The 25056-nt window shown below is 36.3% G+C and carries 24 protein-coding genes; 13 read left to right on the top strand and 11 right to left on the bottom strand.

Translation table 11 applies throughout. The features are described 5' to 3' along the window. Positions 1–166 precede the first annotated feature (166 nt). The 6 genes from accC to pdxA all read right to left on the bottom strand — a co-directional run bounded on the left by accC (position 167) and on the right by pdxA (position 5281). Complete coding sequence (gene accC / locus SJY09_RS13960) at positions 167–1522, bottom strand: acetyl-CoA carboxylase biotin carboxylase subunit (protein WP_396636329.1); 1356 nt, start codon at positions 1520–1522, stop codon at positions 167–169. Positions 1523–1614: 92 nt separating this feature from the next. Then, complete coding sequence (accB, locus tag SJY09_RS13955) at positions 1615–2109, bottom strand: acetyl-CoA carboxylase biotin carboxyl carrier protein (protein ID WP_396636328.1); 495 nt, start codon at positions 2107–2109, stop codon at positions 1615–1617. Between the two features lie 30 nt (positions 2110–2139). Next, positions 2140–3135, bottom strand: coding sequence for a beta-ketoacyl-ACP synthase III (locus tag SJY09_RS13950; protein WP_396636327.1), 996 nt, complete (start codon positions 3133–3135; stop codon positions 2140–2142). 235 nt (positions 3136–3370) lie between these two features. Next, complete coding sequence (gene rpmF, locus SJY09_RS13945) at positions 3371–3568, bottom strand: 50S ribosomal protein L32 (protein WP_396636326.1); 198 nt, start codon at positions 3566–3568, stop codon at positions 3371–3373. A gap of 9 nt (positions 3569–3577) precedes the next feature. After that, on the bottom strand, positions 3578–4108 hold the full coding sequence (locus tag SJY09_RS13940) for a YceD family protein (RefSeq protein WP_396636325.1): 531 nt from the start codon (positions 4106–4108) through the stop codon (positions 3578–3580). A 126-nt stretch (positions 4109–4234) separates the two neighbouring features. Beyond that, a complete protein-coding gene (gene pdxA, locus SJY09_RS13935; RefSeq protein ID WP_396638638.1) occupies positions 4235–5281 on the bottom strand; it encodes a 4-hydroxythreonine-4-phosphate dehydrogenase PdxA in 1047 nt (348 codons plus the stop codon). 136 nt (positions 5282–5417) lie between these two features. Between pdxA and SJY09_RS13930 the strand changes: the two genes are divergently transcribed. After that, entirely contained in the window at positions 5418–6008 is a 591-nt protein-coding gene (locus tag SJY09_RS13930) for a riboflavin synthase (RefSeq protein WP_396636324.1), read from the top strand. 50 nt (positions 6009–6058) lie between these two features. Here the strand turns inward: SJY09_RS13930 and SJY09_RS13925 are convergent, their stop codons facing one another. The 5 genes from SJY09_RS13925 to SJY09_RS13905 form a co-directional block, all read right to left on the bottom strand. Further along, positions 6059–8434: a TonB-dependent receptor domain-containing protein gene (locus tag SJY09_RS13925; RefSeq protein ID WP_396636323.1), complete on the bottom strand. Its 2376-nt coding sequence runs from the start codon at positions 8432–8434 to the stop codon at positions 6059–6061. A gap of 107 nt (positions 8435–8541) precedes the next feature. Beyond that, a complete protein-coding gene (locus SJY09_RS13920) occupies positions 8542–8907 on the bottom strand; it encodes a DUF2237 family protein (RefSeq protein ID WP_396636322.1) in 366 nt (121 codons plus the stop codon). Continuing rightward, complete coding sequence (locus SJY09_RS13915; protein WP_396636321.1) at positions 8880–9461, bottom strand: hypothetical protein; 582 nt, start codon at positions 9459–9461, stop codon at positions 8880–8882. The genes SJY09_RS13920 and SJY09_RS13915 overlap by 28 nt, the downstream gene beginning before the upstream one ends. Beyond that, positions 9458–10543, bottom strand: a complete 1086-nt coding sequence (locus SJY09_RS13910) for an acyltransferase family protein (protein ID WP_396636320.1) — start codon at positions 10541–10543, stop codon at positions 9458–9460. The genes SJY09_RS13915 and SJY09_RS13910 overlap by 4 nt, the downstream gene beginning before the upstream one ends. Positions 10544–10561: 18 nt before the next feature. Beyond that, a complete protein-coding gene (locus tag SJY09_RS13905) occupies positions 10562–12373 on the bottom strand; it encodes a sodium:solute symporter family protein (protein WP_396636319.1) in 1812 nt (603 codons plus the stop codon). A 93-nt stretch (positions 12374–12466) separates the two neighbouring features. Between SJY09_RS13905 and SJY09_RS13900 the strand changes: the two genes are divergently transcribed. The 12 genes from SJY09_RS13900 (at position 12467) to SJY09_RS13845 (ending at position 25051) form a co-directional block, all read left to right on the top strand. After that, entirely contained in the window at positions 12467–13204 is a 738-nt protein-coding gene (locus SJY09_RS13900; RefSeq protein ID WP_396636318.1) for a TSUP family transporter, read from the top strand. Positions 13205–13292: 88 nt separating this feature from the next. Further along, complete coding sequence (locus SJY09_RS13895) at positions 13293–13472, top strand: hypothetical protein (RefSeq protein ID WP_396636317.1); 180 nt, start codon at positions 13293–13295, stop codon at positions 13470–13472. Positions 13473–14293: 821 nt separating this feature from the next. Then, positions 14294–15598, top strand: a complete 1305-nt coding sequence (locus SJY09_RS13890) for a tyrosine-type recombinase/integrase (protein ID WP_396636316.1) — start codon at positions 14294–14296, stop codon at positions 15596–15598. Between the two features lie 22 nt (positions 15599–15620). Continuing rightward, complete coding sequence (locus tag SJY09_RS13885) at positions 15621–16388, top strand: hypothetical protein (RefSeq protein WP_396636315.1); 768 nt, start codon at positions 15621–15623, stop codon at positions 16386–16388. Positions 16389–16457: 69 nt separating this feature from the next. After that, positions 16458–16745 (top strand): helix-turn-helix domain-containing protein, encoded by a 288-nt coding sequence (locus tag SJY09_RS13880; protein ID WP_396636314.1) that lies wholly within the window; start codon positions 16458–16460, stop codon positions 16743–16745. 1 nt (position 16746) lies between these two features. Next, complete coding sequence (locus SJY09_RS13875; protein WP_396636313.1) at positions 16747–17406, top strand: hypothetical protein; 660 nt, start codon at positions 16747–16749, stop codon at positions 17404–17406. 16 nt (positions 17407–17422) lie between these two features. Beyond that, entirely contained in the window at positions 17423–18139 is a 717-nt protein-coding gene (locus tag SJY09_RS13870) for a hypothetical protein (RefSeq protein ID WP_396636312.1), read from the top strand. Positions 18140–18476: 337 nt separating this feature from the next. Next, complete coding sequence (locus SJY09_RS13865) at positions 18477–20324, top strand: AAA family ATPase (protein ID WP_396636311.1); 1848 nt, start codon at positions 18477–18479, stop codon at positions 20322–20324. Further along, positions 20324–21310, top strand: coding sequence for a hypothetical protein (locus SJY09_RS13860; protein ID WP_396636310.1), 987 nt, complete (start codon positions 20324–20326; stop codon positions 21308–21310). The genes SJY09_RS13865 and SJY09_RS13860 overlap by 1 nt, the downstream gene beginning before the upstream one ends. Before the next feature lie 66 nt (positions 21311–21376). Then, a complete protein-coding gene (locus SJY09_RS13855; protein ID WP_396636309.1) occupies positions 21377–21871 on the top strand; it encodes a hypothetical protein in 495 nt (164 codons plus the stop codon). A 43-nt stretch (positions 21872–21914) separates the two neighbouring features. Continuing rightward, positions 21915–23705 (top strand): N-6 DNA methylase, encoded by a 1791-nt coding sequence (locus SJY09_RS13850; protein ID WP_396636308.1) that lies wholly within the window; start codon positions 21915–21917, stop codon positions 23703–23705. Continuing rightward, positions 23705–25051 carry a restriction endonuclease subunit S gene (locus SJY09_RS13845; RefSeq protein ID WP_396636307.1) on the top strand — a complete coding sequence of 449 codons (1347 nt, stop codon included), beginning with the start codon at positions 23705–23707 and terminating at the stop codon, positions 25049–25051. Before SJY09_RS13850 ends, SJY09_RS13845 begins: the two co-directional genes overlap by 1 nt. The last annotated feature ends 5 nt before the right edge of the window (positions 25052–25056 follow it).

Genomic DNA, 25056 nt, shown 5'->3' with positions numbered 1-25056 from the left:
GGTTGCGTTTTAGGGATTGCAGCGGCATCCTTTTTTATTCTTTTTTCCTTAACAATAGTACCAAAAAAAGATATAACGGAAAGCCCGGTTTTATAGTATTGTCCCCTTGGGCAATACTATAAAGGAAACCATAAAAAAACTCCGACAAAATAGTCGGAGTCTCTAATTAATTGTTTTTCGGCTCTGGGTCCATAACCCAATCGTTCATAAAAGCCGTAGTATAATTCCCGGCCAAGTAATCTGGATGATCCATTAACTGTCTATGGAATGGGATGGTGGTCTTTATCCCTTCTATTACAAACTCGTCCAAGGCTCTTTTCATCTTATTGATGGCCTCTTCCCTGGTTTGGGCAGTGGTAATCAACTTAGCGATCATAGAGTCATAGTTCGGCGGAATACTGTAGCCGCTGTAAACATGCGTATCCATACGTACCCCATGCCCCCCAGGTGTGTGTAATGTGGTAATCTTTCCCGGAGATGGTCTAAAGTTGTTATAAGGATCTTCCGCATTAATTCTACACTCGATGGAGTGTAATTTAGGTATATAATTTTTTCCTGAGATCGGTACACCGGCCGCCACTAATATCTGCTCACGGATTAGATCATAATCTATAACCTGCTCTGTTATGGGGTGCTCTACCTGTATACGGGTATTCATCTCCATAAAATAGAATTTACGGTGTTTATCCACTAAAAATTCAACGGTACCAGCGCCTTCGTACTTAATATACTCTGCAGCTTTAACCGCAGCTTTCCCCATGGCATCGCGTAACTTGTCCGTCATAAATGGAGAAGGTGTTTCCTCTGTAAGTTTTTGGTGCCTGCGCTGCACGGAACAATCTCTTTCCGACAAATGACAGGCTTTCCCGTACTGGTCTCCTACTACCTGAATTTCTATGTGACGCGGCTCCTCAATAAGTTTTTCCATATACATACCGCCGTTACCAAAGGCTGCTGTAGATTCTTGTACCGCACTTTCAAAAAGCTCTTGCATCTCCTCTTCTTTCCAAACGGCACGCATTCCTTTACCACCACCACCGGCAGTTGCTTTTATCATAACGGGATATCCCATTTTTTTAGCCGTTTTCTTAGCATCGGCAACATCTTTTAATAATCCTTCGGAACCAGGTACACAAGGTACTCCCGCTTCCTTCATGGTGGCTTTGGCCGTGGCCTTGTCTCCCATACGGTCTATTTGATCACCGGAGGCGCCTATAAACTTAATGTCGTGTTCCGCACAAATTTTAGAAAATTTAGAATTCTCGGAAAGAAAACCATAACCAGGATGTATGGCATCTGCGTTGGTAATTTCTGCAGCGGCAATAATATTAGGAATTTTCAAATACGATTCGCTACTTGCAGCAGGTCCAATACAAACCGCCTCATCGGCAAAACGCACGTGTAGGCTTTCTTCGTCTGCCTTGGAGTAGACCGCAACGGTCTTAATTCCCATTTCCTTACAGGTACGAATAACGCGGAGTGCTATTTCTCCCCTATTCGCAATTAGTATTTTTTTGAACATATGCTTTTTAGTTTAAGAGTTTATGGTTTCGTAGTTCACTTGATTTAATGGCTTCCCATTAAACGTTGGACTTCAAACTTCTAAACTTAAGATTATGATGGATCTACCAAAAATAGTGGCTGGTCAAATTCTACGGGAGATGAGTCGTCTACTAATACTTTGACAACTTTTCCTGAAATTTCCGACTCTATATCGTTGAACAACTTCATTGCTTCAATAACGCATAATACATCGCCCGTAGCTATAGTATCGCCTACCTCAACAAAAACGGGTTTATCCGGTGAAGGCTTTCTATAAAAAGTACCGATAATCGGTGATTTTATAGTGATGTATTTGGAGTCTTCTGAAGCTTCTTCTTTTTCAGCTGCTGGCGGAGCCGCAGGCGTATCTACTGCAGCTGGTGCAGCGGGAATCGCAGGTGCCATCGGTGCCTGTGCCATTGGAATGGACTGTACATACGTAGTTTCGTTAGTACCGTGGCCTCCAGTGCGTATCGTAATCTTTAAATCATCTGTTTCCAGTTTTACCTCACTGGCTCCTGATTTGGCGACAAACTTAATGAGGCTTTGAATTTCTTTTATATCCATAGTTTCAAATGTGTTTTTAGTGGTGGTTAATTAATTGTATGCCCATTTTAAATAGATAGAACCCCAAGTGAATCCGCCGCCGAAAGCAGCAAAAACCAGCTTGTCTCCCTTCTTGAGCTGTTCTTCATAATCACTCAATAATAGCGGCAATGTAGCTGAGGTTGTATTGCCATAACGCTGAATGTTCATCATTACCTTAGAATGATCTAAGCCCATTCTTTTTGCGGTGGCATCAATAATTCTTTTGTTTGCTTGGTGCGGTACCAACCAAGATACATCATCATCGGTTAGCTTATTCCTGGTCATTATCTTTTCGGCAACATCTGCCATATTGGAAACGGCAAACTTAAATACGGTTTTACCATCCTGAAATATATAATGTTTTCTGGCCTTAACGCTCTCTATAGTAGCCGGCATTATAGAACCACCGCCTTCCATACCTAAAAATTGACGCCCGGAACCATCTGCTCTTAAGTACTCATCTTGCAGTCCTAAACCTTCTTCATTGGGTTCAAAAAGAACCGCTCCCGCCCCGTCTCCGAATATGATGCAAGTGGTACGGTCCGTATAATCTAAAATTGAAGACATTTTATCGGCACCGATTAACAAAACCTTCTTGTAACGACCCGATTCTATTTGACTGGCCACTGAAGACATTCCAAAAAGAAAACTGGAACAAGCAGCTAGTAAATCATAAGCAAAGGCGTTGGTAGCTCCTATTTCTGACGCTACAAAGGCAGCCGTGGAAGCAACCATACTATCCGGGGTAGCAGTAGCCACAACAACCAAGTCTATCTCTTGCGGATTTACATTTCCCTTTTCTATTAGTTGCTGCGCAGCCTTAATAGCCAAAAAAGACGTTCCTTGACCCTCTTCGGGTTTCAATATTCTTCTTTCTTTAATACCTGTTCTGCTGGTAATCCACTCATCATTGGTGTCTACCATGCTTTCAAGCATTTGATTGGTAAGTACAAATTGGGGAACATAGCCACCCACAGCGGTAATAGCTGCTGTTATTTTGGTCATATTTTAATTGCTTTTGTGTAAAAAACGTTCAAAAACACGTCAAAAGTTGTGAAAATTAGTGATTTTCATCGACTTTCTACTTAAAAACAACCTGTTTTTGAAAAAATCATATTAAAAAAACCTTAGGGTCTTAAAATCATGTTCGTATGGCTTCAGTGAACATATTGACCTTAAAACGAAAAAAAACTCCCTACCTCTAAATGAGGTGGGAGTTATATTTTAAAAAAGAGCAGGATTAAGCTTCTGCTTCTTCTGTTTTATCTACTAGAATTTGGCCTCTGTAGTATAATTTTCCTTCGTGCCAGTGTGCTCTATGGTACAAGTGCATTTCGCCTGTCGTGGAATCAGTAGCCAAAGTTGGGGCAACTGCCTTGTAATGTGTTCTTCTTTTGTCTCTCCTAGTTTTGGAAATTTTTCTTTTAGGATGTGCCATTATAAAACTTTATTTATCCGTTAATAGTTTTTTCAATTCGTCCCATCGGGGATCATTCTCTTCCTTATCGTTTCTTTTCTCTTTTGGCTGAAGTTCTTGGAGCTTATCCAAGGCCTCTGATTTTAGTGTGCCATCTGCAATTCCTGGGTGCACCCTTTTTTGCGGTACGGAAAGCACAAGCATTTCATAAACATATTGTGAAATATTTACTTGATGCTCACCATGGGGCAAAATTAATATTTCATCATCCTCATCATTGTACTCCTCCCCGAACTTGACTACCAACTGTAACGTTGATGTAATTTCTTGGTCGTAGGGCTCACTAGTAATATCACAATTAACATTCACGGCGCCAGATGCTTCAAAATCTAACTCCATTATCGTAGTCATCTTATTCAAGACAACATTTAGCTGAATGTTAGCACTGTTAAAATCATCATATCCAAAAGAATCAAAGAACGTATTGTCAATTTCAAAATTAAAGTTGTGTTTTCCCTGCTTTAACCCTGAGAAAGGAATGTTAAACTCCTTTTGCTTCATTACCTCAACACTTAATTATAAAATTCATTGCCGTAAAGGCGGGTGCAAAGATACTATTATTTTGATAAAAGCCAATAGTTATCAACTATTTATCTTGATAACTTTTAGACGCAAGCTCCTGTTGCATTATCGTTTAATTCGCTGCTTCTTCAGCACATTACTAGTAAGCTCTTTGTACTCCGTTCTATTTTTAAAAATTCGCAAACCAGTGAAAACCGCTTCTTTGAATGAACTATGGTCCGCTTTACCCTTTCCTGCGATTTCATAGGCCGTTCCATGGTCTGGAGAGGTTCTTACTGCACTTAATCCAGCAGTGAAATTAACCCCTTGCCCAAAAGATAAGGTTTTAAAGGGTATAAGCCCTTGGTCATGATAAGCGGCCAAAATGGCGTCAAACTTTTTATATCCATCGGAACCGAAAAAACTATCGGCCGAATACGGTCCGTAGACCAGGTGCCCGTTATTGGCCATTTCTTGTATTACCGGTCTTAAAACTTCATCATCCTCTTTCCCAATAACACCATTATCACCACTGTGCGGATTTATGCCCAGTAAAGCAATCTTAGGTTTTTGAATTCCAAAATCCATGATAAGGGATTTCTCTATGGTATTTACCTTATCCCTAATTAGCCTAGGAATAATAGCCGACGAAACGTCCTTAACCGCTACATGGTCTGTAAGTAGCCCAACCTTAAGGCTATCCGTTACCATGAACATTAGGCTCTCTCCTTCTAACTCTTGTGCCAAATAGTCCGTGTGGCCTGGAAAATTGAATTCTTCCGATTGAATATTGTTCTTATTGATAGGAGCAGTCACCAGTACATCTATTGCCCCTTCTTTAAGTGTATCAACCGCGGCTTTTAAGGATTTTATCGCAAAACTTCCTGCTTCCTCAGTTGCTTCCCCGAACTGAATATTGGGGGTTTCTTTCCAAACATTTACAATATTCACCTTGCCATCTATGGCTTTATTGGCTTGCTGCACCCCATTAAAGACAATATTCATATGCAATGCCTTTAATTGATAGGAAATGGTCTTATTCGAAGCAAAAAAGACCGGCGTGCAAAAATCTAACATACGGCTATCCTCAAATGTTTTCAGTGCTACCTCACAACCGATACCATTTAAATCTCCTACCGATATCCCCAACCTAATTTTCCTATTTTCCTTCATGATAATCTTTACCTTTGTAGTGCAATCTAAAACTCTAATAATGATTTTACCCTTCTCATCAGAAAGTAAGATCATCACTATTTAGACCCTTCGGATAGTTCCGATAAAGCGCAAAATTACTTAATAAAAACGATACATGTTTACCGGTATAATTGAAACCTTAGGAGAAGTTGTTCGTCTAGATGCAAAAGGCACTAATCTAGATATCACCATAAAATCCCGTATGACCTCTGAATTAAAAATTGACCAAAGTGTGGCCCATAATGGTGTTTGTTTAACTGTGGTATCCTTAGACGGAGACACCTATACCGTTACTGCCATTGATGAGACCTTACAGAAAACGAATTTAGATACGCTAAAAATTGGTCATAAGGTAAACTTGGAACGCGCCATGATTCTCGGTTCTAGATTGGATGGTCATATCGTACAGGGACATGTAGACCAAACGGGTACTTGTACCCATGTTGAAGAAAAAGACGGAAGCTGGTTTTTTTCCTTTACGTACGACGCTACCAAAGGTAACCCTACCATTGAAAAAGGGTCTATTACCATTGATGGTACCAGCTTAACCGTTGTGAATTCTGGTTTGAACACGTTTCAGGTGGCCATTATTCCCTATACCTATGAAAATACCCGATTTAATTCCTATCAAGTTGGCACAGTTGTGAATTTGGAATTTGATGTTATCGGTAAGTATGTGGCGAAGTTGATGGCCAATAGGCAGTAAGCTCAATTGTAAAATTCCTGAACCTACCCAAAATTCAACTATCTTTCTCCTTAAAAATCTACCACTAGGCCAATACTGGGAATAAACTGGCCGTCATCCTGTGGAATTTCTGCGAGACTTCTAGGACTTATCACTGCGCCCATGTCATCTCTATTAAGACCAAATTCTGGGGGTTGCGGATTATTTTGAGAAAGGGCGTTCTGCACCTCAAAAAACAGGTTTAAAGATAGTTTTTTGAAGTTCCATTTTTTGTCGATTCTAATATCTAACTGACTAAAAACAGTAAGGTCTTCTTCGCCTAATCTTGAATAGTCTAGCACAATATCCGGATACGTCTCTAACGTTCTTTCCAAATCCGTTGGCACAAATGGTGTGCGCCCTGCAAAACGATATCGCGCACTAAGTTCCCAATTACGTTTTAATTTATAGCCTCCCACGAACGAAATTAGATGACGACTATCCCAGACCGAGGGTAAGAATACGGTTCTATCAAAGCCCGTGAACTCACTAAAAAAGTAGGTATACGAAAAGATGCCGTAAAAATTATTGGTCAGTTTTTGTTGAAATTGCAGTTCGGCGCCATAGGTACGTCCACGACCGACCGAGGCTACCTCTTCATTTCCCAGCACCTCAAAACCACCGCCTTTGTTCGCTATGGAAACACCATCAATAACCGAAACTGGGTAGTCATCATAGTTCTTATAAAACCCTTCTACCGAAATACTTGCAGCAGGCCCCAAAATGTGTTGCAGCCCCAAAACATAATGGTCGCTTCGGGTGTAGGCTAAATTTTGATTCACGAGTTCTAATTGGTTGTTTCGAAAACCGAGCATGGTATAAGGCGGAATTTTAAAATAGCGACCTAAAGAACCGTTCAATTTCCAGTTTTTTTGGAATTCGTAAGAAAGCCCCAAACGCGGAGAAAGTGTGCTTGCCAGGCTATTGCCTTCCGTAAAACTATCCGCATCGGTTCGTACACCGAACGATACATCTAATCTGTTCTCAAAGAAAGACTTGGTGGTATTTGCGAAAAGCCCATACTTCATAAAATCTATCTCTGTATTAAAAAGTAGGTTGTTCGTTGTATTAATGGTTTCATTGGAATAGAAGGAATGTTGCAGGTTAAATCCGCCTGAAAATTTCCAACCTTCATAGAATTTTGTAAGCTGATACCGCAATTTGGTCTCGGACTCTACCGCATCGTTCCTGAAAATAATCCCGGTTTCGTTCTCAGCATCTTCAAATCTTGTAAATACATTGGCCAGTCTATTATTACTAAGGGTCGTTTGCATAAAACCCGTGCCATCCTTAAATCGATTCTTCCAAGTAAGCCCCATGGTGTTAGAGGTTTGATCTATAAAAGGTGCCTGTTCTAATTGTGCTTGTTGACCGGAATCAAATTCATCTGGGGCTGCTAAGGTAAAGTCGTCTATGGCACCGACACCTAGTAGCGTAAGGGAATTGTAATCATCTAACTGATGGTTTATTTTATATTGATAATCCCAATAAGCAGGCCTAAAAGGCAAACCTATCAAAGCAAATAAGGCCTGCAAATAACTTCTTCTGGCCGATACCAAAAATGTGGTTTTTGCCTGCTCGTTATCTTTTTTAAACAGAGGCCCTTCCAAGGTCAGTGCCGCCTCACTGGCACTTACCCTAAAATTACCTCCAAAAGCACGGTCGTTCCCGTTACGTTGTGTAAACTGAAGTACGCCCGATAATGGATTGTCATATTGCGCACCAAATGCAGAGGTGGATAGGGTAACATCCTCAATAAAGGAAACATTCAACAGGCCCACAGGTCCGCCTGCACTGCCTTGGGTGCTAAAGTGGTTTATGTTGGGTACTTCCATACCGTCTAGGTAATATACCGTTTCGTTGGGTGCGCCACCTCTAATAATTAAATCGTTTCTAAACCCACCTACAGAAGGAGAAACTCCCGGTAGGGTCTGCGCCACTTGTACCACATCGTTATTACTACCCGGATAAGTCGCTATTTCTACTGCGGAAAGACTTTGCGTAGATAAGGGTGTCTCTTTTGGCCTACCAATCTTTGAGTTGGTCACAACAACTTCCTCCAAATTCTCGGTAGCCGCTATCAGTTTAAAGTTGTAGGATGGATTTCCTTTGGACTTTACTAGTATATTGAATTTGGTCTGCGTCTCAAAACCTAAATAACTCACGGTTAAATTATAGGATGCCGGTGGTATATCCTCTAAAAAATAGGTTCCGTTTTCATTGGTAATAGTTCCTTTTTGAGTGCCGTTCAAGAATACTGAAGCGCCCATAATAGGCTGTCCAGTAACATCGGTAACTTCACCTGTTAGGGTCCCAGCTACTTGAGCACTTGCCATATTCACCGTAAATAAACTTAATAAAAGAAGGAAACCGAAGGTTTTTCCAGAAATGCCAAAGACTAATTTCAAGGTGATTTATTTTTTGTTTATTAATTTTTAATAAATATTAAACAAAAATAATGTATATCTAAATGCTCCACATTAAAAGTCTGTTAAAAAAGCTATTCGCTAGGGCCTTAGGTTTCATATTGTTTTAAAACAGCCAATGATGTATACTCCAGTGCTTTTTCATGGGTTGCTTTCAATACAATTTTTGGAGCCTTCCCCGCTTTTACGGCCTCTAGCCATCGCATAATGCAAAGGCACCATTTGTCCCCAGCTTTTAACCCTGGAAAAGACCATTGCGGTATTGGAGTGGATAAATCGTTTCCTTTGGACTTGGTAAACGATAAAAATTCATCCGTAATAACTGCGCAGACCACATGAGTGCCGTAGTCCTCAGCTCCTGTTTTACAGAAACCATCTCTGTAAAAGCCTGTTTTAGGTTCAAAACAGCAAGAACATAAATCTGTTCCTAGTACGTTTTTTGGTTTTCCTTCCATTCGTTATAAAAAGCTACAAGTTCAAAAGCATATTTAAACTCCTTATTTTTAATTTTCGCTACTAATGGCGGGCAGTCACTAAAAAATGATACCAACCTTTTCCTTTTAAGCCCAAAAACACCTTGAGTAGCACGTATTAATGATCCATTGCCTTTCTGAAAGTAATCTATATCCAGTATCAGTCTTGATGCCGGGTCTGGTTCAAAGTAATAGTGATAATGTGAGACAGGACCTTCCGACTTTAACAACAAAAATTCAGGACTACTTCCCAATATTAATGTTCTGTAAATGGAATCTCCCTTTTTATATGCTATTAAATTTTTAGGCGCGTAGCGCTTTTTTAAACCCTTGCCTTTAAACTTTATCTTGTCATGTAAACCTCCCCAAGGTCCGAGTCTACGATTACTTACCCGTCCAAAGAGCGTATCGTTATTGGCTTTTACAATATAGCCGTAGCGATAATCTTCTTGGCCTAAAATAGAATGGATACCAATAAAAAGGAGTGAAACAAGAACTAAAGCATACTTGCATGGCAACAACTGTCGTCTGATCATACTTTTATGAATATCTTTTTCTGGTACAAGAAATATGCCAGAAAGCAATAAAAAGCTACTACCGATAGCCCATAAAGTAGCGAAGACAATTCCATGGACATAAAATCGTGCACGTAGATATTCTGAAAAAGCCAGCCGTGCAATGAGGTCTCACCAATGCGAATCTGACCCATGATTTTAGCGATAAAACTCGATAAGAAATAGACCACAATAGCGTTAGCCCCGGCATACCGGAATATGCTCCCGAACTTTAGCTTTTTTACATCCGTCAGGTAATAAATTAAAGCCAGCACCAGATTGGCCCATCCAGCGGTAACCAAAACAAAACTGCTGGTCCATAAGGCCTTATTAATAGGAAATATGATATCCCAAAGGTGTCCTATAATCAAAAGGCTTCCGCCTATTCCCATCAATAGTGTCGCTTTTTTCTCTTGCTTGGAGGTAAGTATTAAACCGGTAAAAATCCCTAATAATGAACTCGCAATGGACGGAATGGTACTCAATAAGCCCTCTGGGTCATAATCTGCTTTGTAATTATGGGTGCCAAAGACCTTTACATCTAACCAATTGGCCAAATTATTCGGGGCCCTGTCAAGTGTAGATGCTATTCCGTTTACAGGCACCAAAGTCATCAACAACCAATATCCTATGAGCATTGCTACCGTTATTCCAATCAGGGTTTTCCAATTAAAATTTACGAAAAGTATCGCTGCGAAAAAGAAAACAACACCTATGCGCTGCAGCACACCTGGAAAACGGATATCCGCCCAATCTTTAACGAAAGGAAAGCTTATTAAAAAGGCTCCAAGAAAAAGCCCTAAACCAATTAGTTTTAATGTTCTAATCGTTATTTTCTTATAGACTCCGGCATCAATCTTCTTGTTTTTATAAGAGAAAACAATAGACGTTCCTACGATGAACAAGAAGAATGGAAAAACTAAATCCGTTGGTGTATAGCCGTGCCATTTTGCATGCAAGAAAGGCGCATAAACATTGGACCAGGTTCCGGGTGTATTCACCAGTACCATTAAGATAATAGTGGCACCTCTAAAAATATCAACGGACAGTATTCTATCTTTCATCTTACAATCTAATTTGGTTTACAGAATGTTGTTCTTCATTTTACCCCAAGCCTTTATCAATAAAAGACCCGACACCAAAGCAACACCGCTTAAAATCATCGCAGAAGTGGTTCTGCCATAAATCCAATATCCCGTAGCGAACATTAAAGAATAAATAAGGGCTACGCCCAATAACATAGCCACGATTCCTGAAGGAACACTCCATTTTTCCTGGGTTGTGATTATTTCCACATGAGCTGTCTTCGCTTCATTAACCACTTTAGACCAACCTGGTCCGCCCGGTTGTATTTTCAAATAAAAACTGCGTAGCACATCATTTGATTCTGGTTGAGTGACAAATGTTGCGATTAGCCAAATAATAGTGGTAACGATCATTATAAACGGAAGCTCGCTCCAATCGGGCAACAATCCGTTTTCTGCTCCAAATAGCACTTCTTTTAACGAAGTTGTTGCTATTAAAATAGACAAAATTCCGGATGCGAACATTGCGGAAATCTCGCTCCAAGCATTGATACGCCACCAGAACCAACGCAAAATAAAAATTAAGCCTGTTCCTGCTCCGAACGATAACAATAGATTAAAAACCCCCATGGCATTTTGCATGGCCAAAGCCAAAAGCGCGCTTAAAACCATTAGTAATACGGTGGATAATCTACCGAAATTAACCATCTGCTTCTCCGTAGCGTCAGGATTAACCTGTTGTTTGTAGAAATCAAAAACGAGATACGAAGAACCCCAGTTCAATTGTGTAGAAATGGTACTCATATACGCCGCTATTAACGAGGCAAGGACTACGCCTAAAAGGCCACTTGGTAATTTGGTCAACATAGCGGAATATGCCAAATCATGCCCTAATTTATCCGCAGGTACATTTGGAAACGCCTCAGAAATACTGGCAATATCAGGATAAACCACCAATGATGCCAAGGCTACTAAAATCCATGGCCATGGGCGTAAGGCATAGTGCATGATGTTGAAGAAGAAAGTGGCCCCTATGGCATGGTTCTCATCTTTTGCGGCCAACATACGTTGCGCAATATAACCACCTCCGCCCGGCTCACCACCAGGATACCAAGAACTCCACCATTGCACGGCCAGCGGAATGACCAAAATGGTAATCAGTGCCTTTTTATCACTAAAATCCGGTAAAATATCCATTTTAGATTTTACCAAATCGTTATCTATTATTGCCTGTAAGCCTCCTACCTCCGGAATATTCACCAAATAAATAGCGGCTCCGATAGCACCTGCCATTGCAACAAAAAAGAGTAAGAAATCGGTATAAACAACTCCTTTGAATCCTCCTAGAGCACTAAATATAACGGTAATTAACCCTGCACCCACAACGGTTTGCCAAGGTTCTAAACCGAGCATGATACCACCGATCTTTATGGCCGCCAAGGTAACCGCGGACATGGTAATGACATTGAACAGAACGCCCAGATAAACGGCCCTAAATTTCCTTAGGAAACTAGCGGGCTTCCCACCATAACGTAGTTCATAGAATTCGAGATCGGTTTTGACATTAGATTTACGCCACAACTTTGCGTAGACAAAAACGGTAAGCATTCCTGTTAATAGAAAACACCACCATCCCCAGTTTCCTGAAACTCCGGTAGTTCTTACCAAATCTGTAACAAGGTTTGGCGTATCGGTTGAAAAAGTGGTGGCAACCATGGAAAGGCCCAGTAACCACCAAGGCATGGTACGCCCTGACAGAAAAAATTCAGAGGAATTTTTTCCTGATTTCTTAGAGACGTAAATCCCTATCCCTAATACTATTGTAAAGAAGGCGATTATAAAACTATAATCTAGTGTGCTTAATTCCATGGTTCGGTAGTTGGTTAACGTTTAAAGATAAAATAATTTAAGATACTTTTGCCCTTTGATCGCTCAACACCCTTTTCGCTCTTATTAACAACTATGGAAATTACCTTAACTTCTTGGATTCTTGCTTCTGCCGCTGCCTTTGTGATAGGGCTATCCAAGGCAGGAATTAAAGGAATTGCCGTTATCAATGTAACCTTCATGGCCTTAGCCTTTGGTGCCAAAGAATCTACCGGGTTAGTAGTTCCGTTGCTTGTACTGGCAGATATTTTTGCGGTTATCTATTACAACAGGCATACACAATGGAACTATGTTTTTAAGGTTTTACCGTGGATGGTGTTTGGCGTTGTCATTGGCGTTTTTGTGGGTAAAGACCTTCCTGAATCGCTATTTAAAATTGGGATGGCTATTATCATTATCATCACAGTTATTATGATGTACTGGTGGGATAGAAAAAAAGTGAAAACCGTTCCAAAACATTGGGCATTCTCTAGCAGTATTGGCATCATCGCAGGAATCACGACCATGGTAGGTAACCTTGCCGGAGCTTTTTCAAATATTTATTTTTTAGCCATGCGCTTGCCTAAAAATCATTTCATTGGTACCGCGGCTTGGCTGTTCTTAATTATCAATATCATTAAACTCCCCTTTCATATTTTCGTTTGGAATACCATTTCCCAAGAAACATTGGCATTGAATCTTAAATTACTTCCTGGTATTTTTATTGGTTTTTTTGTAGGTATCCGAATCATAAAACTCATTAAAGAGGCTTTCTTTAGAAAAATGATACTAGTACTAACCGCATTGGGAGCGCTATTGATTCTTTTTCAATAGCCCAATTTAAAAGATGGTTTTTTCTTAAAAAATTGTTAATGCCTATTTTTTTCGTTATTTTTCCATAGCAACCAACCATTTAGTAACGATGAAACGCAAAGAAAATACTTTAGATACTGGATTATGGAATGATATTATTGTTGTTATAGGCCTCATCATAGGCCTAATACTATTCATGGAATATTCAGGTGAGATAGCTACTGAAGTTGGCACTATTGTTTCAAAATCACTTGAAGATATGAATACGAGTGTTGCTTCTTCAAAATAGCCGTTATTTTACGCGATACTCGAGATTTAAACCTGATTTTCCTTTCAATGCTTTATGAGTTTGCTCAGAGGTAGTTTACTACGACACCTATAATTCTTAAATCTCTTGTCATGTATGAACCGTCCTAAATTAGTTTGTTGGATATGGGTAGCTGAGGAGGTTTGAGTGATTCATTAGGAATAGTGTAACACGCTTTTTATTGAACAGTCAAAGTCCTAATTCTTATTCCCAAGTTGTCCTTTTCTTGGTCTCTTCAAATATTCTCGTTAATGAACCTACTACGGGACCCCTTTTAAACTCTTTACAAATAGCACCTTCTGCAAAGAATCTATTATGTTTCAGTTTCTTTAATAACTTCTTGGCAAGTTGAAATAAACGATGACTTCACATTAATCTTTGCTACGCTTTAAAATAACTTACATGAAGTCAAAATAAATATATTTACCAATATTTCAATCAATAGGTTGCCCCCAGTATTGTCTCTTTTAGAAAATAAAAAATCCAACCTAATTAAATAGATTGGATTTTAAATGAAAGTGGTCCCACATGGGATCCCTTCGACTCCGCTCAGGACAGGCTTCTCGCCCAAAGCTTGTTCACAAAAAAAGTCCTAGTTTTCACTAAGACTTTTTCACTACTAATGTGGTCCCACATGGACGTTTTTTTAGTTGAACCTATGTTACCTTAGTTTACTTCAAATTATCTTAAACCCCTTTAATTGTTGATAATAGAAACTATTTGAGATAAAATAGATATATTTGAAATAACCATAATTAAAGCATATGTTGTCCCCAATGTTGTCCCTTTTTAAATCTGTATAAATGGCTAAAAGTATAAGCAGTACTTCAGGAACGGTAAGGTTTTTATTAAAAAACCCTAGCTCATTAAAAGAAACCTCTATACTATTTAGTTATAGTTACGGAAGAGCTAACCGACTTAAACTCTCTACAGGCTTTAAAATTCTGCCAAAATATTGGGATTCAAATAAACAAAAAATAAGAGCCGTATCGCATATTGCCAATAGAGAAATGGTAAATTCTCGCTTACTAGAATTTGAATCTTTATTTCTTAAAGGCATTACTAACTTAAATGGTAATTACAAGCAATACGATAAAGATGTTTTAAAAGAACTGTTCTACAATATAATTAATAATAAAGAGTCAAAAGATGCTACAAAAAACATAGAGTTTCTTCAGTTTGCAGATGAATTTGTTAAACAACGAGAGGAACAGCTTAGAATGACCTCTATGGGTAGTTTAAGTTTAATAACTATCAGAGCTTACAAACAAACGATAAAAAAGATTAGAGAGTATTCTAAAGCTTATGGTCGAAAGGTGATATTTAAAACAATAGACTTAGAATTTTATTATTCATTTGTCAATTATTTGGAAGAGAAAGATATGTCCCTAAATACCATAGGGAAACATATTAAAAATATCATCGCCCTAATGAACAGAGCAACTGAAGAGGGTGTTAATACGAACTTAACATATAAACACCGCGAGTTTAGAAGAGTGTCCGAAAACACTTCTGCTATTTATCTAACAGCAGATGAAATTAATCGAATAGAGAATCTTGATCTCACGCATAATAAGTCTTGGGAACAGGCCCGAGATTTGTTTTTGATTGGATATTATACGGGTCAACGAGTTTCGGATTTCAATGGTCTCGGAGTTAAAGACATTAGAACGTTTAATGGGAAAGAAGTGTTTGAAATAACCCAAAAGAAAACTTCAAAAACTATTTATATACCTGTCCATCCAAATTTAAAATCCATATTTACCAAAAGATATAACGGGAAGTCCCCAAAAAAAATGCCAGAACCATTAATTAATGAGTACATCAAAAAAATAGGCTTAAAAGCTAAGATTAATGATAGTGTCGTTTCAATAAAAACAAAAGGAGGTGTAAAAAACTCAGAAACTAAAAAAAAATATGATTTGATTGGAACCCATACGGCACGAAGATCCTTTTGTACCAATGCTTATCTGAGTAAAATGCCAGTTATTGATATTATGGCCATAAGTGGTCATACTTCAGAATTAGAATTTTACAAATACATAAAAGTAACTCCTCAAGAAAGGGCTGTAAAAATAGCGGATTCAGTTTTTTTTAAATTGAATTAATTACGCGCTAAATTTAATTTAAATGGATAATAAAATATTTGCTGTAGATGAAGTTCCTTTTAATCAAAGGGAAAAGTTAAAAGAGAAAGTAAATCCGTATTTACTAAAAAACTACTTTTTCTTAGGAGCAAAACTCGATAAGAAACTTTATTACAATTATTTCGTCAGAACTATTCTGTTTGATATTGATATAATGGAATTAGATGATTTAATAACTTTTCAATTCGAAAACAGCCAAAATCCAAAAGTGCTGTTGGAATTGATTGACTTCAAGGTCCTTCCAGATATAGATAAAATAATTTCAAATGCCTGTTTCGGCAATGCATCAACTTATCGTGACGAAAAAAAATTGAACTATGGTTTTATTGAATCTAATGATGTAATTAAGTGTTTTAAATTTGATTTTAATTGTTTCTACCACCTTACCATGATTTCAAATCTTCAACAAGATTTACAGAAACGTAAAGAAATTCTTTCAAATACAATAAATCAATTAAATAACAAGAATGAGACCAACAAACTCACTTGGGTTGGCAAGCCTGCACATTTGGCAATGATTATTAGAGAATTGGCAGACCTTGGGTATATTAAGATGCCGTATAAAGCCAGTGGTGATCCATTTCCTACTGAAACCGCCCGTCAAATTCAAAACTCTTTTACAATTGCCAGAGGATGTAAAATGGAATCTATTATTAGGTATGCCAATTCAGACGACGAAAAACATCAAAAATTAAAACAAAACTTTACAGATAAGGGTTTTGACATCCCAAATTCTAAGCAAATGGAATAAATCCCGGGAAGTAACGGGACGTACTTTTTCTATTAACGCAGCTATTTTTACTTCATCAAATAGCAACAGATGGAGTCAAAACAAGTATATCTATATCCAATAAGTCCTCAGGAGTTAACCGACCAAATGGTTACTGTAGTTGATGAAAAGTTAACTGCCTTTATTTCAAAACACCCATCTATAGGACCCCGTCAAGAAGAGTTGTTGACCGTTGAGGAAACAATGAATTTCTTAAAATGTTCCAAGCAAGCATTATGGAATTGGCGAAAGAAGGGGATTCTACCCTCGTTTCGCCTAGGCAACCGTGTGTATTACAAGAAGACAGATATTTTCTCTAAACTTATTAAACAAGATTAGCATGAAAGGATTTGTAATTATACACCGTGAGATACTTGATTGGGAATGGTATCAACATCCTACTGTTAGTCGCCTTTTTATCCACTTAATTCTACGAGTAAATTATAATGATAAATCATGGCAGGGAGTACCAGTTAAAAAAGGACAACTTATAACGTCTACAAAACATCTGGCTCTAGAATTAAACCTCTCAATTCAACAGGTAAGAACTGCTATCAAAAAACTCGTAACAAGTGGGTATATCACTACCAGAACAACAAACCAATATACTATGGTAACTATTGTGAATTATACAGATAGACAAACAGAATATAAAACAGTTAACAAACAAACGACCTTTCAAATCACCAAGAAAGAACACTCAACTAACAAAAGAGTAACAACAACTAAACAAAACAATAAAAAAAGTAATAAAACAATAGAAGAACGTAAAGTAGATTTTAAAGAAAAAATCTATTCCCACACCAACTATTCAAAAGATATTTTAAATGCTTTTTTTGAGTATTGGTCGGAGACAAATATGGATAAGAGTCTCATGAAATTTGAAGAGAATACTTTTTTTGAGATACAGAATAGATTAAAATCTTGGGCAAGGAAAGATAATGTATGGGCTAGCAATAAAATCATAAAAAACGATAGCTCATTAGACACAAATAGATAACATAAAAATTAATACTATGAAAAACAGTGTCAGAGATCATCTATATAATTTTAAATTGACCAAAGAAGATAATTCAACATTCGAAAAAACAAATACACCTACTGAATACAAACAACAGTTATGGATTCAATTTTTAAAAAACTTCAAGGACCTTCACGGAAAATCGTTTTGGCAAGATGATGACGCTTTAGAAAATTTGAAACCAATATTCACCTATTTACTTCGTGATAGTTCGTTCTTTGAATCCTATAACCTAATGTCTGACCTTTCTAAACCTTCATTCGAAAAAGGTCTCTTAATTATTGGAGGCTTTGGAACAGGCAAGACCTCAATTATGAAATCAATGCAGGAATGTTCGCTGCTGTTTAAGTCACAACCATATAAGATTTTTAGTTGTAATGAAGTAGTGCAAAAATATGAGAGTTCTGCCACGCAACTGGATAAAAAAGAGTTCTTCAGGCAGATGAATGCCGGGACAAATTTATTTGATGATTTAGCTTCCGAAAGGTTGGCTAGTAATTATGGGCAGGTAAACATTATGAAAGATGTCTTGGAACAGCGTTATTTTTCAAGAAAAATAACGCATGGCACAATGAATTTTAAAGAGGGGTATCCTGGTGATGTAGAAATGGCAATGAAGAAACTAGGGGAGTTCTACGGACCTCGTGTTTATGATCGTATTTTCGAAATGTTCAATGTTGTTGTTTTCAAGGGTAAGAGTCGCAGAGTATAGAAGGTAAATCTTTTTTATCTTTAGAATAAGGGAATGGTAACACCCACGATTAACCCTAAGTTAGGGTGTTATAGTTAGCTGATAGAAGAAATAACATATTTAAACACCCTATTATGGGTGTTTTTCGTTATAAAAATACCCATTAAACACCCATTTCAAAAGTAATGAAGGTATAAAAAATGGGTTTATTAAAACCTAACATCATTTAGGTTTACTCCTAATCTTACAGAATCTATAAGAGTTTTATATCTTTAAAATATTATATGCTTACAAACCATTTCCTCAAAATAAAATTAACAACCTATTTATTAGCCAACCAAATGCTTTAATAATATTTATGAATAATATTAAAATATCCAACTTTAGAAAAATTCAAGACACTTGGGATTTGGACTTAGCACCAATAACTTTTTTTACGGGAACCAACAATTCTGGAAAATCAACGATTTTCAAAGCCCTTTTAATTATAGAAGACTATATAAATTCCAGTAATCACTTCGAGTTAGATTTTAATGGAGAAAATTCAAGAAAGCATAAAATAGATTGTTATGATAATGCATTAAATAGAACTTACGGGACTAAAAATAAAGATTTAATCTTTAACTATTCTAATTATGATTTTCAAATCAAGTTTCAGTTTCAGCCAAGTGAAGATAAGACTAATGGCAAAGGTAAATTAGTTAAATTAGAGGTAAATAGAGAGGACAATGCAAAACTAATTGTTTATCATACAGGAGGATCAAATTACCAACTAGAGTTTGATGATATTTTAATTGAACGAAACAATAATCATAGAGATTCTGAACAAAGGACAGAAGATCAGGTTTTGGTTAGAACAATAGAGAATTTGCTAAATGATGCTAAGCAAGAATTAGAAAACAGAAAAATATTTGACAAGCAAATTGAAACTAGAATATCAGAACAGAAAATAAAGGATAATAGTACTAAATCTAAGAATGAAATAAATGATGGTGAGAGTATTGGTTTCAGGTTAAACAAAGTGCTTAGAGAGCTCAATATTTCTTTAGATAGCGCTGTAGATTATTTAGATTCCAAAGGTTTAAATATTGAAGCTAGACCGACTGCTAAAATAGATTTGTTTACATATAAAATACTTAAAGATAAATTTGATTTAGATGCTTCAGATAAAGCAGCAATAAAGAACATTAGACTTAAACATCTTGAAAAAGAATTAAAAACAAACAAGCAAAAAATTATTTCATTAAATCAAGAAATTTCAGACTCGAAGAAGAAATTAAAGATTGCTATTAAAAAGTTGGAAAGTGACAATAGTATTGATAAATCAATTAATACCTATCGTCCAAAATTTTCTTTAGAAGATTTTCACCCCTCCGAAAGAACAATTGGAAGAATTATTAGAAGAGTCCTTCCAAAATACTTGAGAGAAAATGATGAATCAATCAAACTTGCAGGTGTAGGTGGTGGTAATGCTCAGGCCTTTAGACTTGGTGAAATTATTAATTTTGCTCTATTATTTTCCGTAGACCATCTAAGTCCTCACCGAAATAATCAGACGAGACTTTACATTAATACCAATACCTCTTCTGATATTAATGAACTAATAAAAACTAACTCAACAAGACCAATTAGTAAGCAGAGTAAAGCAGGTAAGTTTCTTAAAGAATGGATGATAAAGTTCGATATTGGTGATGATTATAGGATTAAATCAATAGATGGTGTTGCTACGAAAATCGAAATTGTTGAAGAGGGCTCTTGGGTAAATATGGTTGATAAAGGATTTGGAGCGGGACAAATATTTTCTATACTTTTTAAGATTGCGTTAAGCATTGATGACACCAAAAATAATTCTAGATTTAGGTTTACTAGAAATCGTAAAGAACTTATCGTTATTGAAGAGCCAGAAGCAAACCTTCACCCTGCATTACAATCTAAACTTGCAGATTTGTTTTCAGCTGCATTCAATGAATTTGGAATTAGGTTTATTATAGAAACGCATTCTGAATATGTCATTAGACAATCCCAATTTTTAAATCTTGAGAGCCCCAATTTATTTGGTCTTTATTATTTTGACAAGAACGAAGGTCCATATGCTATGAACTATATGGAAAACGGAAAGTTTGACAGACCATTTGGTTCAGGTTTTTTCAATGTAGCAGATGACTTAGCGGTTGATATGTATAAAGCCAACTTAAAGAAAAAGTAATGGGCGCGCATAAACTGTTTTGCACTGAAAATATCTTAGAAGAGATATTGGTCATGAGTGATGAACATAAAACTGTATATAATATTATTGATCAGTTTTGTGATGTTGTTCTAGACACTGATGAAAATGACATTTTTAATCTTATAAAATCTAATCCATTATATAAAGCTCTCTTTAAAAGAGAAAATGCTGGTTTGCTGGCTGATAAAGAGAAATTTGAAAGTTTAGCTAAAGAAGAATACAAATGTTTTTTAAATGATATACTAATTTTAGATGTAATGGAAAGTGACACCAAAGATATCAGAGATAAGTTTGGAATATTGGCGTTCAGCCTAAAAGAGTCATTTATTCAAGATCAAAATTATCACTATGGTTACAGCATTGATAGTACTAACAATACATTAAACTGTTGGAGTGAATTATTTAATGAAAAACCATTAACTCCATTAAACTCTGCCATTATTATTGATAATTTTTTATGGTCAAACGTTCAAAATTATAAAGAAGAGAATGATGACAATATTTATCCGATTTTAAATAGCATTATTCCTCAAACATTAGAAGTGCCTTTTCATATAATGATAGTTGTACAAAATAAAGCTGGTAACATTACAAAAAGTAAAGCTCATTCAATTATTAATAAAATGAAGAAGTATATTAAAAGTAAAAGTGGTGTAAAAATCTCTGTAATTACTCAAACTGATACTAAGACTTTTCATGAAAGGGCGATACTAACCAATTATCATTACATACAAAGCCATAAAGGATTTGTTGCCTTTGATAATAAAAGAGTAAAGAATGATACCAACGGAGATAGAAATTGGGTATTTAAAGATATTGACAATTACCTTGGAGAAATCCAAAAGCATAAGCACTTAAGCAATGCTATTAGAGTTCATAAGCTCATTCAAAAAAACAAAGCGATAGATACTGATGTAATTTTTAACGAAGGCTTTATAGACAACACTCTTTTATCTAATTTCTAATCAATGCACATTAACTGCACACATTAAATCTACATTTGTAAAACAAAAGAACGGAATATTACAATTATGGAAAAAACTAACTTTGGAACCTTCAGAAATAAAGAACTAGTCGGAACAAACGGACTACTAAATGAGTTTATGCGTGCTTTTGATTTAAATCTAATTAGGTATATGTCTAATGAAGGTAAAATGGTTGGACCAGAGGTTAGAGATTACTATAATATTAATGAAGACGGACAAAAATTATTAATTAGCTTATTAGAAGATTTAAAAGTTTTTAGAGCTGAGTATTATCAAAAAAAATCAGCAATTGAAATTGCCGAACGCATTAAACTAGATATTTCTGAAGTCTATCCGTTTGTAAAGAACAGAACCTACTCAATTGATGGTTACTCTAAAGGACCTGTTCAGACATCCATTGCTTTTGAAAACTTTAATGAACATAGTGAAGTTAGCTTTTTATCTAGTTTCCAAATATTAAGAGATATTCAAATTGATAAACGGTTTAAGTTATTAAAGAGCTTAAAAATATCAAAAGTAATTAGCACTATCATTGAGTAAAATCAATCATTTAAAACGAATGAAACATAGAATTACAAAATAAATGAGCACCATAACAAACAAAGTAGACGTAGGATTCATATGGCAAATCACAGACGATGTTTTACGTGATGCCTTTAAGAAAAATGAAATTGGAGATGTATTATTACCTTTTGTCGTAATACGTAGGCTAGATTGTATGCTCGAAAACGTAAACGAGAAAGTGCGTAAAAGCTACAACGATTTTAAAGATAAGGTTAGCGAAGACAAACTAGACCCAATTCTCAAAAAAGCATCTGGAGGACTAACCTATTACAACACCTCAAAGCACACGCTTAATTCGTTAAAAGACGAACCACAATACATTGAGATTAACTTCAATAATTACCTAAATGGTTTCAACCCAGAAGTGCGCGACATTTTAGAAAGCTTTCAGTTCGATAAAATTATCGCACGACTGGTAAAAAACCGTTTGTTGTACGAAATGATTGAAGCTATTACCAGTAACAAAATAGATTTACGACAAGAATCAATTGACAACCACTCTATGGGTTACGTGTTCGAGGAATTAATCCGTATTTCTAACGAGCAATCCAACGAAACCGCAGGAGAGCATTTCACACCGCGTGATGTTATCGCGTTAATGAATGCCATCATCTTTACACCGGAAAAAGAGGAGTTTTGTAAATCTGGAATTATACGCACCATTTTTGATCCTGCTTGTGGTACAGGTGGTATGGTGAATCTAGGAAAAAACTTTGTGCTAGACGAAATCTGCAAAGATTCCAATAACAAACCAACCATGTTGACCTATGGTCAAGAATTAAACGAACAATCTTGCGCCATTGCAAAATCTGAAGCCTTAATTTCTGGTGAAAATCCGCGCGATGTAAAACACGGCAACTCATTTACAGACGACCAATTTCAAGGCAAGCAGTTTCATTACATGATGGCAAATCCGCCTTATGGAGTCACGTGGAAAAAAGATAAAAACTTTATAGAAAACGAAGCCTTAAACCCAGCAGGTCGTTTTTATGCAGGAACACCTCGTACCAGCGACGGACAATTATTGTTCTTACAACATATGATTGCCAAAATGGATAAAACCAACGGTTCTCGTATTGGTGTGGTTACCAATGGTTCGCCATTATTTACTGGTGATGCAGGAAGTGGCGAAAGCGATATACGTAAATGGATTATAGAAAACGATTGGCTAGAGTGTATTGTAGCCTTACCAAAAGATTTGTTTTACAACACAGGTATTAACACCTATATCTGGTTTTTAACCAATAAAAAAGCTGAAAACCGCAAAGGGAAAGTTCAATTGATAAATGGCAATGCTAGTAAAGTCGTTGGCACTAATGCAAAAGGGAAGGAAGAAAGCGAGCACATTTTTGCACGCTCTAATAAAAAGAGTTTAGGTAACAAACGTAATGAGTTTACTGATGCACATATAGCAGCTTTGTTAGACTTATATACAAATTTTGAAGAAACAGAGCACTGCAAAATATTTAATAACGACGATTTTGGCTTTTACCAACTCACCATAGAGCAACCGCTTTACAAAGACGGTAAAATGGTAATAAGCAAAGGCAACCCAAAACCAGACTCTAAAAAACGAGATAAAGAAAATGTACCCTTAACGGATGATATAGAAACCTATTTCGCTAACGAGGTGCTACCACACGTACCGGAAGCATGGATAGATTATGATAAAACCCGTATTGGATATGAAATTAATTTTACCAAATATTTTTACGAGTACAAAGGATTACAACCTGCTGCTGAAATTAAAGCAGAAATTGTTGACCTTGAAAAAGACATCACAACACTTTTAAATGATTTGTTAGCTTAATGAAAAAATACGAGTCATATAAAAATAGTGGTATAGATTGGATTGGTGATATTCCTAAAAGTTGGATTGTTGCTAAAATAGGTTTTTTTAGTGATGTCTATAGGGGTTCTGGATATCAGATTCTAAACGAAGTCGATGAGGATTATAATGGAAAGAAAGAAAAGGTTCTTAGAATAGGAGATTTTAATTCATACAATCCGATTTGGTGTGAATACAAAGAACAATTTGAAAATTACAGAATTAATAAGGATGATTTATTAATTGGAGGGACAGGTCATTACTTTGGGAAATCATTGTCCGTTACTGAAGAAATGGTCGGGTTAATTCATAGCTATAATATAATCAGGTTGGTAATAAATAAATTGTGTTCTAAATACGTTTTTTACTGGTTGTCATCTCCGCTTATTAGGGAACAATTGGATATTTCCGTTTTGGGTGCTGGTCAGCCTTTTATTGATATTAAAGGCTTGAAAGATATGCAAATATTGACACCATCATTAAAAGAACAAACCCAAATAGCCAACTACTTAGACCACAAAACCAAAATTATTGATGCTTTAATAGAAAAAAAGGAGCAATTAATAAAAAAGCTACAAGCACAACGCCAAGCCATCATTAACGAAGCAGTTACCAAAGGTTTAAACCCAAACACCAAAATGAAGGATTCTGGTGTGGAGTGGTTGGGTGAGATTCCTGAGCATTGGAAGGTTGTGAAATTCCGTTACAAGTTTAATACAACTAAAGGTTTAACTATTACTAAATCTAATTTATTGGATGAAGGAATACCTTGTGTAAATTATGGAGAGATTCATTCTAAATATGGATTTGAAGTTAATCCTGAAATTCACAAACTAAAATATGTTTCAGAAGATTATTTAGATTCAAATGAAAGTTCTTTATTATCTAAAGGTGATTTTGTCTTCGCAGATACTTCAGAAGATATTGAAGGCGCAGGTAATTTTACACATTTAAACTCTGATATTCCAACATTTGCAGGTTATCATACTATTATTGCCAGATTAATTGATGAAAGTAATTATCGTTTTGTTGCTTATTTCCTTGACTCAATCGCTTATAGAGCGCAAATACAGAATTTAGTTAAGGGAGTTAAGGTTTACAGTATAACTAATAAAATTTTGAAGGATACATCATTGTTTTTTCCTCCAGAAAATGAACAAGATGCTATTGCTCAATTTATAGATAATAAAGTGGAGAAAATATCATCTTCAAGAATAAAATTAGAAGAATCAATCAAAAAACTAAAAACTTATCGTCAATCTATTATTAGCGAAGCAGTAACCGGTAAAATAGATATAAGAGATTGGCAAGCACCATCTAAAAACTAACAACC

This window comes from Maribacter sp. R77961, from assembly GCF_044594925.1.
Lineage (GTDB): Bacteria > Bacteroidota > Bacteroidia > Flavobacteriales > Flavobacteriaceae > Maribacter.
Note: the sequence above shows the minus strand (reverse complement) of the source record. Positions and strands in the feature narration are given on the sequence as shown.

Bases quoted from the DNA above. Each gene is read 5' to 3' on its own strand.
- accC (WP_396636329.1), bottom strand. From the start codon at position 1,522: ATGTTCAAAAAAATACTAATTGCGAATAGGGGAGAAATAGCACTCCGC.
- accB (WP_396636328.1), bottom strand. From the start codon at position 2,109: ATGGATATAAAAGAAATTCAAAGCCTCATTAAGTTTGTCGCCAAATCA.
- SJY09_RS13950 (WP_396636327.1), bottom strand. From the start codon at position 3,135: ATGACCAAAATAACAGCAGCTATTACCGCTGTGGGTGGCTATGTTCCC.
- rpmF (WP_396636326.1), bottom strand. From the start codon at position 3,568: ATGGCACATCCTAAAAGAAAAATTTCCAAAACTAGGAGAGACAAAAGA.
- SJY09_RS13940 (WP_396636325.1), bottom strand. From the start codon at position 4,108: ATGAAGCAAAAGGAGTTTAACATTCCTTTCTCAGGGTTAAAGCAGGGA.
- pdxA (WP_396638638.1), bottom strand. From the start codon at position 5,281: ATGAAGGAAAATAGGAAAATTAGGTTGGGGATATCGGTAGGAGATTTA.
- SJY09_RS13930 (WP_396636324.1), top strand. From the start codon at position 5,418: ATGTTTACCGGTATAATTGAAACCTTAGGAGAAGTTGTTCGTCTAGAT.
- SJY09_RS13920 (WP_396636322.1), bottom strand. From the start codon at position 8,907: ATGGAAGGAAAACCAAAAAACGTACTAGGAACAGATTTATGTTCTTGC.
- SJY09_RS13915 (WP_396636321.1), bottom strand. From the start codon at position 9,461: ATGATCAGACGACAGTTGTTGCCATGCAAGTATGCTTTAGTTCTTGTT.
- SJY09_RS13910 (WP_396636320.1), bottom strand. From the start codon at position 10,543: ATGAAAGATAGAATACTGTCCGTTGATATTTTTAGAGGTGCCACTATT.
- SJY09_RS13905 (WP_396636319.1), bottom strand. From the start codon at position 12,373: ATGGAATTAAGCACACTAGATTATAGTTTTATAATCGCCTTCTTTACA.
- SJY09_RS13900 (WP_396636318.1), top strand. From the start codon at position 12,467: ATGGAAATTACCTTAACTTCTTGGATTCTTGCTTCTGCCGCTGCCTTT.
- SJY09_RS13895 (WP_396636317.1), top strand. From the start codon at position 13,293: ATGAAACGCAAAGAAAATACTTTAGATACTGGATTATGGAATGATATT.
- SJY09_RS13890 (WP_396636316.1), top strand. From the start codon at position 14,294: ATGGCTAAAAGTATAAGCAGTACTTCAGGAACGGTAAGGTTTTTATTA.
- SJY09_RS13885 (WP_396636315.1), top strand. From the start codon at position 15,621: ATGGATAATAAAATATTTGCTGTAGATGAAGTTCCTTTTAATCAAAGG.
- SJY09_RS13880 (WP_396636314.1), top strand. From the start codon at position 16,458: ATGGAGTCAAAACAAGTATATCTATATCCAATAAGTCCTCAGGAGTTA.
- SJY09_RS13875 (WP_396636313.1), top strand. From the start codon at position 16,747: ATGAAAGGATTTGTAATTATACACCGTGAGATACTTGATTGGGAATGG.
- SJY09_RS13870 (WP_396636312.1), top strand. From the start codon at position 17,423: ATGAAAAACAGTGTCAGAGATCATCTATATAATTTTAAATTGACCAAA.
- SJY09_RS13865 (WP_396636311.1), top strand. From the start codon at position 18,477: ATGAATAATATTAAAATATCCAACTTTAGAAAAATTCAAGACACTTGG.
- SJY09_RS13860 (WP_396636310.1), top strand. From the start codon at position 20,324: ATGGGCGCGCATAAACTGTTTTGCACTGAAAATATCTTAGAAGAGATA.
- SJY09_RS13855 (WP_396636309.1), top strand. From the start codon at position 21,377: ATGGAAAAAACTAACTTTGGAACCTTCAGAAATAAAGAACTAGTCGGA.
- SJY09_RS13850 (WP_396636308.1), top strand. From the start codon at position 21,915: ATGAGCACCATAACAAACAAAGTAGACGTAGGATTCATATGGCAAATC.
- SJY09_RS13845 (WP_396636307.1), top strand. From the start codon at position 23,705: ATGAAAAAATACGAGTCATATAAAAATAGTGGTATAGATTGGATTGGT.